The 7,500-nt window shown below is 35.3% G+C and carries 6 protein-coding genes (1 of these 6 only partly in view); all 6 read left to right on the forward strand.

What is annotated here, in order from left to right:
- The first annotated feature begins 100 nt into the window (after positions 1 to 100).
- Entirely contained in the window at positions 101 to 1,441 is a 1,341-nt protein-coding gene (gene dnaA, locus AC3EMB_RS00005; RefSeq protein ID WP_000428028.1) for a chromosomal replication initiator protein DnaA, read from the forward strand.
- A 178-nt stretch (positions 1,442 to 1,619) separates the two neighbouring features.
- Entirely contained in the window at positions 1,620 to 2,765 is a 1,146-nt protein-coding gene (dnaN, locus tag AC3EMB_RS00010) for a DNA polymerase III subunit beta (RefSeq protein WP_001212886.1), read from the forward strand.
- 127 nt (positions 2,766 to 2,892) lie between these two features.
- Positions 2,893 to 3,105 (forward strand): S4 domain-containing protein YaaA, encoded by a 213-nt coding sequence (gene yaaA, locus AC3EMB_RS00015; RefSeq protein WP_000680510.1) that lies wholly within the window; start codon positions 2,893 to 2,895, stop codon positions 3,103 to 3,105.
- 12 nt (positions 3,106 to 3,117) lie between these two features.
- Positions 3,118 to 4,245, forward strand: a complete 1,128-nt coding sequence (gene recF / locus AC3EMB_RS00020; protein ID WP_000470755.1) for a DNA replication/repair protein RecF — start codon at positions 3,118 to 3,120, stop codon at positions 4,243 to 4,245.
- A 39-nt stretch (positions 4,246 to 4,284) separates the two neighbouring features.
- On the forward strand, positions 4,285 to 6,207 hold the full coding sequence (gyrB, locus tag AC3EMB_RS00025) for a DNA topoisomerase (ATP-hydrolyzing) subunit B (RefSeq protein ID WP_000435980.1): 1,923 nt from the start codon (positions 4,285 to 4,287) through the stop codon (positions 6,205 to 6,207).
- 88 nt (positions 6,208 to 6,295) lie between these two features.
- Positions 6,296 to 7,500, forward strand: the 5' portion of a protein-coding gene (gyrA, locus tag AC3EMB_RS00030; protein ID WP_095689920.1) for a DNA gyrase subunit A. 1,267 nt of this gene lie beyond the right edge of the window; only the first 1,205 of its 2,472 coding nucleotides appear in the window; its start codon is at positions 6,296 to 6,298; its stop codon lies off the right edge, out of view.

Here is a 7,500-nt window from a genome sequence, read left to right on the forward strand (position 1 = left end):
TTAAAATACGTTTCGTATAAATATACATTTTATATTTATTAGGTTGTACATTTGTTGCGCAACCTTATTCTTTTACCATCTTAGTAAAGGAGGGACACCTTTGGAAAATATCTCTGATTTATGGAATAGTGCCTTAAAAGAATTAGAAAAAAAGGTAAGCAAGCCTAGTTATGAAACATGGTTAAAATCAACAACGGCTCATAACTTGAAGAAAGACGTATTAACGATTACAGCTCCAAATGAATTTGCTCGTGACTGGCTAGAATCTCATTACTCAGAACTTATTTCGGAAACACTATACGATTTAACAGGGGCAAAATTAGCAATTCGCTTTATTATTCCCCAAAGTCAATCGGAAGAGGACATTGATCTTCCTCCAGTTAAGCGGAATCCCGCACAAGATGATTCAGCTCATTTACCACAGAGCATGTTAAATCCAAAATATACATTTGATACATTTGTTATCGGCTCTGGTAACCGTTTTGCCCATGCAGCTTCATTAGCTGTAGCCGAGGCGCCAGCTAAAGCGTATAATCCACTCTTTATTTACGGGGGAGTTGGGCTTGGAAAGACGCATTTAATGCACGCAATTGGTCATTATGTAATTGAACATAATCCAAATGCAAAAGTTGTATATTTATCATCAGAAAAATTCACGAATGAATTTATTAACTCTATTCGTGATAATAAAGCTGTTGATTTTCGTAATAAATATCGCAACGTAGATGTTTTATTGATAGATGATATTCAATTTCTTGCTGGAAAAGAACAAACTCAAGAAGAGTTTTTCCATACATTTAATGCATTACACGAAGAAAGTAAACAAATTGTAATTTCTAGTGATCGACCACCAAAAGAAATTCCAACTTTAGAAGATCGTCTTCGTTCTCGCTTTGAATGGGGACTTATTACAGATATTACGCCGCCAGATTTAGAGACACGAATTGCAATTTTACGCAAAAAGGCAAAAGCTGAAGGGCTTGATATACCAAATGAAGTTATGCTTTATATCGCAAATCAAATTGATTCAAATATTCGTGAATTAGAAGGTGCACTTATCCGAGTTGTAGCTTATTCATCTTTAATTAATAAAGATATTAATGCTGATTTAGCAGCTGAAGCACTTAAAGATATTATTCCAAATTCTAAGCCAAAAATTATCTCTATTTATGATATTCAAAAAGCTGTCGGAGACGTTTATCAAGTAAAATTAGAAGATTTTAAAGCGAAAAAACGCACAAAATCAGTTGCGTTTCCTCGCCAAATTGCAATGTATTTATCACGCGAACTTACGGATTCCTCTTTACCAAAAATAGGTGAAGAATTTGGTGGACGTGATCATACAACAGTTATCCATGCCCATGAAAAAATTTCTAAACTACTAAAAACCGATACGCAATTACAAAAGCAAGTTGAAGAAATTAATGGTATTTTAAAGTAGTAGCTGAATAGTGTGAATAACTTACCTTGTTTTACGCACAGTCTATCCACATGTAGATAGACTGTTTTTACATCCTTCAAAGGGGTTATCCACATATCCACAAGCCCTATTACTATTACTACTATTTTTTATCTTTATTAATTAAATAAAATCTTATACTTACCGGAGGTTTTTCTTTATGCGTTTTACAATACAAAAAGACTATCTTGTAAGAGGTGTACAAGATGTAATGAAGGCAGTTTCTTCTCGTACAACAATCCCTATCCTTACGGGAATTAAAGTTGTAGCTACTGAAGAAGGGGTTACATTAACAGGAAGCGATGCTGATATTTCTATTGAATCGTTTATTCCAGTCGAAGAAAATGGAAAAGAAATCGTGGAAATAGCTCAATCAGGAAGCATTGTTTTACAAGCAAAATATTTTAGTGAGATTGTAAAAAAACTACCTAAAGATACTGTCGAAATTTCTGTGGAAAATCATTTTATGACAAAAATAAAATCTGGAAAATCAGAATTTAACTTAAATGGTTTAGATTCTGCAGAATATCCGTTATTACCACAGATTGAAGAACATCATGTATTTAAGATACCAACAGATTTACTTAAGCATATGATCAGACAAACTGTATTTGCAGTTTCTACTTCTGAAACAAGACCAATCTTGACAGGTGTAAACTGGAAGGTATATAACAGCGAGTTAACTTGTATTGCAACAGATAGTCATAGACTAGCACTTCGAAAAGCGAAAATCGAAGGACATAATATTGCAGATGAATTTCAAGCTAATGTTGTTATCCCAGGTAAGAGCTTAAATGAATTAAGTAAGATTCTAGATGAGTCTGAAGAAATGGTGGATATCGTTATTACGGAGTATCAAGTATTATTCCGTACAAAACATTTATTATTCTTCTCAAGATTGTTAGAAGGAAATTATCCAGATACAACACGTTTAATTCCAGCAGAGAGTAAAACGGATATTTTTGTGAATACAAAAGAATTCCTACAAGCAATTGATCGTGCTTCACTATTAGCGAGAGATGGGCGCAATAACGTTGTCAAATTATCAACTTTAGAGCAAGAAATGCTAGAGATTTCTTCGAATTCACCAGAAATCGGAAAAGTTGTCGAAGAAGTACAATGTGAAAAAGTAGATGGAGAAGAGTTAAAAATATCTTTTAGTGCAAAATATATGATGGATGCATTGAAAGCCTTGGATAGTACAGAGATTAAAGTTAGTTTTACTGGGGCGATGAGACCGTTCTTAATTCGTACAGTAAATGATGATTCAATTATTCAATTAATTTTACCAGTTCGTACTTACTAGGTAAGGAATAAGGGTTGCTAGTTTAAAGATGCTAGTGGCCCTTATTTGATTTTTGGGTATTACTTTCCTAATGTTAGTTTATTTAGTACAATGAAAGAATGAACACTTTCAGAAAGTGAGCGATTTTATGAAACATATTAAAATTTCAACAGAGTATATTACACTAGGACAATTTTTAAAGTTAGCTGATGTAATTGATACAGGTGGCGCTGTAAAATGGTTTTTACAAGAATATGAAGTGTACGTGAACAACGAACTTGAAAATAGAAGAGGTCGCAAACTATATGCGAATGATGTTATTGAAATTCCAGGAAGCGGAACTTTCCAAGTTCAGGCATAAAGGGGGAGCCCTTTGTTTATTTCAGAAATACAATTAAAAAACTATCGCAATTATGAAAAATTAGAGCTTTCCTTTGAAGATAAGGTAAATGTAATTATCGGCGAAAATGCACAAGGGAAAACAAACTTGATGGAAGCTATTTATGTTTTAGCGATGGCGAAATCTCATAGAACCTCTAATGATCGCGAACTTATCCGCTGGGATGAAGAGTTTGGTCAAATAAAAGGGAAATTACAAAAAAGAAACAGTTCTTTGTCTTTGGAATTAAATATTTCGAAAAAAGGTAAAAAGGCAAAATTAAATCAACTTGAACAACAAAAGTTAAGTCAATATATTGGCGTGATGAACGTTGTCATGTTTGCCCCAGAAGATTTAAATCTTGTAAAAGGAAGCCCTCAAGTAAGAAGACGCTTTTTAGATATGGAATTAGGACAAATAGCTCCTGTATATTTGTATGAATTAAGTCAATATCAAAAGGTGCTCACGCAACGAAATCACTTGTTGAAAAAAATGCAAGGGAATAGTAAGAATGAGGAAACGATGTTGGATGTATTTACCCTTCAACTAATTGAGCATGGTGCAAAAATACTGCAAAAACGTTTTGAATTTTTGCATTTGCTACAGGAATGGGCAGCTCCAATTCATCGCGGTATAAGCCGTGGATTAGAAGAGTTAGAAATTGTCTATAAACCAAGTGTAGATGTATCAGAATCAATGGATTTGTCGAAAATAAAAGAAGTATACTATGAAAGTTTTCAATCTGTGAAACAACGTGAAATTTTCCGTGGTACGACTTTAATTGGTCCTCATCGTGATGATTTACAATTCTTCGTTAATAGTAAAAATGTTCAAGTCTTTGGTTCGCAAGGACAACAACGAACGACCGCACTATCCCTAAAATTAGCTGAAATTGAATTAATTTATTCAGAGGTTAAAGAATATCCAATCCTTTTACTGGATGATGTTTTATCAGAATTAGACGATTATCGTCAATCACATCTGTTAAATACAATTCAAGGAAAGGTGCAAACATTTGTTACAACGACGAGTGTCGACGGAATTGAACACGAAACATTAAAAGATGCGAAAACAATTCATGTAACGAACGGCACGGTAGATTGTGAAATAGATAGGGCATAAACCCCTGTTTAAATGGAAAAGTAGGTGATCTTTGTGTCAATGGAACAAAAACAAATGCAAGAAAATGCATATGATGAAAGTCAGATACAGGTACTTGAAGGACTAGAGGCAGTTCGGAAACGTCCGGGTATGTATATTGGATCTACGAGTGGGAAGGGACTTCACCACCTTGTATGGGAGATTGTCGATAATAGTATCGATGAAGCGTTAGCAGGATATTGCGATGAAATTAACGTTAGTATCGAAGAAGATAATAGTATTCTTGTAACGGATAATGGACGTGGTATTCCAGTTGGTATACAAGAAAAAATGGGACGTCCTGCAGTAGAGGTTATTATGACTGTCCTCCACGCTGGTGGTAAATTTGGCGGTGGCGGTTATAAAGTTTCTGGTGGTTTGCACGGTGTTGGTGCATCTGTTGTAAATGCCTTATCAACAGAATTAGAAGTATTTGTACATCGTGATGGCAAAATCCATTACCAAAAATACGAAAGAGGTATTCCGGTTGCAGATTTAAAAGTCATCGGTGATACAGATAAGACTGGAACAATAACTCGCTTTAAACCGGATCCAGAAATTTTTAAAGAGACGACAGAATATGAATTCGATACGCTAGCGACTCGTATGCGTGAGTTGGCGTTTTTAAATCGTAATATTAAATTAACAATTGAAGATAAACGTGAACATAAGCAAAAGAAAGAGTTCCACTATGAAGGTGGAATTAAATCATATGTTGAACATTTAAATCGTTCAAAACAACCAATTCATGAAGAGCCTGTATATGTAGAAGGTTCAAAAGATGGTATTCAAGTTGAAGTTGCGCTTCAATATAACGAAGGATATACAAATCATATTTACTCATTTACAAATAATATTCATACGTATGAAGGTGGTACACATGAGGTAGGATTTAAAACTGCCTTAACACGTGTGATTAACGATTATGGTCGTAAAAATAACATTTTAAAAGATGCGGATAGTAATTTGACTGGTGAAGATGTTCGTGAAGGTTTAACAGCAATCGTGTCAATTAAACATCCAAATCCACAATTTGAAGGGCAAACGAAGACGAAACTTGGAAATAGTGAAGCGAGAACGATTACGGAGTCAGTATTCTCTGAGGCTTTTGAAAAATTCTTACTGGAAAATCCCAATGTTGCACGTAAGGTTGTAGATAAAGGGACGATGGCAGCACGTGCGCGTGTAGCAGCTAAAAAGGCTCGTGAGCTAACTCGCCGAAAGAGTGCTTTAGAAGTTTCAAGTTTACCAGGGAAATTGGCAGATTGTTCTTCTAAAGATCCAGCAATTAGTGAAATTTATATCGTAGAGGGTGACTCTGCGGGTGGATCTGCAAAACAAGGACGCGATCGTCATTTTCAAGCAATTTTACCGCTGAAGGGTAAAATTATTAATGTTGAAAAGGCACGCTTAGATAAGATTTTATCAAATGATGAAGTTCGTACAATTATTACGGCGATTGGTACAAATATTGGTGGGGACTTCGATATCGAAAAAGCACGCTATCATAAAGTTATTATTATGACCGATGCTGATGTTGATGGTGCGCATATTCGTACCCTATTATTAACGTTCTTCTATCGTTATATGCGTCAAATAATTGAGTGTGGATATATATATATCGCACAGCCACCTTTGTTTAAAGTGCAACAAGGTAAAAAAATTCAATATGCTTATAATGATAAAGAACTTGAAAAAATATTAGCTGAGTTACCAGCCCAGCCGAAACCAGGAATTCAACGTTATAAAGGTCTTGGAGAGATGAATCCAACTCAGCTATGGGAGACGACAATGGATCCAGAAGTACGTTCGTTACTTCAAGTTTCCCTTCAAGATGCAATAGAAGCAGATGAAACATTTGAAATTTTAATGGGTGATAAAGTGGAACCGCGTCGTAACTTTATCCAAGAGAATGCAAAATACGTGAAAAACCTTGATATTTAAATGAGTAATGACAGGAATCTAAGTATTCCTGTCTTCTACATATAAATCAATGTATGTGTAACGGAAATGTAAGAGGAGGTGCTCGTTGATGTCAGACAATCAACAACAAGCACGAATTCGAGAAATTAATATTAGTCATGAAATGCGTACCTCATTTTTAGATTACGCAATGAGTGTTATCGTATCTCGTGCATTACCAGATGTTCGTGATGGATTAAAACCTGTGCATCGTAGGGTTTTATATGCGATGAATGATTTAGGAATTACAGCTGATAAAGCGTATAAGAAATCAGCACGTATTGTCGGTGAAGTAATCGGTAAATATCACCCTCATGGAGATTCAGCCGTTTATGAAACAATGGTACGTATGGCGCAAGATTTCAGTCAACGTTATATGCTTGTAGATGGGCATGGTAACTTCGGTTCTGTAGATGGAGATTCAGCAGCGGCAATGCGTTATACAGAGGCAAGAATGTCTAAGATTTCTATGGAATTAATACGTGATATTTCAAAAAATACAATTGATTACCAAGATAACTACGATGGTTCGGAAAGAGAGCCGATTGTATTACCAGCGCGTTTCCCTAATTTATTAGTAAACGGTACGACAGGTATTGCAGTTGGTATGGCAACAAATATTCCGCCGCATCAACTTGGCGAAGTAATTGATGGTGTGTTGGCATTAAGCCATAATCCAGATATCACTATCGCGGAATTAATGGAATATATTCCTGGTCCAGACTTCCCGACGGCAGGTTTAATTTTAGGAAGAAGTGGCATCCGTAGAGCTTATGAAACAGGACGAGGTTCTATTATGCTTCGTGCCAAAGTTGAAATTGAAGAGAAATCAAATGGTAAACAATCTATTATCGTAACGGAACTACCTTATCAAGTTAATAAGGCACGATTAATTGAAAAAATCGCAGAATTAGTTCGCGATAAGAAAATTGAAGGTATTACAGATTTACGTGATGAATCAGACCGAAATGGTATGCGTATTGTCATGGAAGTACGTCGTGACGCTAATGCAAACGTACTATTAAACAATCTATATAAACATACAGCACTTCAAACAAGTTTCGGTATTAATATGTTGTCTCTTGTAAATGGAGAGCCTCAAGTACTAAACTTAAAACAAAACTTATATCATTATTTGGAGCACCAGAAGGTAGTAATCCGTAGACGTACTGCTTATGAATTAGAAAAAGCAGAGGCACGTGCCCATATTTTAGAAGGATTACGAATTGCTTTAGATCATCTTGATGAAGTTATTACGTTAATTCGTAGTTCAAA

It is taken from the genome of Bacillus sp. LQ16 (assembly GCF_057784645.1).

What these genes read in the sequence shown, in the direction of transcription:
- dnaN (WP_001212886.1), top strand. Translation starts at nt 1,620, where the DNA reads ATGCGTTTTACAATACAAAAAGACTATCTTGTAAGAGGTGTACAAGAT.
- yaaA (WP_000680510.1), top strand. Translation starts at nt 2,893, where the DNA reads ATGAAACATATTAAAATTTCAACAGAGTATATTACACTAGGACAATTT.
- gyrB (WP_000435980.1), top strand. Translation starts at nt 4,285, where the DNA reads ATGGAACAAAAACAAATGCAAGAAAATGCATATGATGAAAGTCAGATA.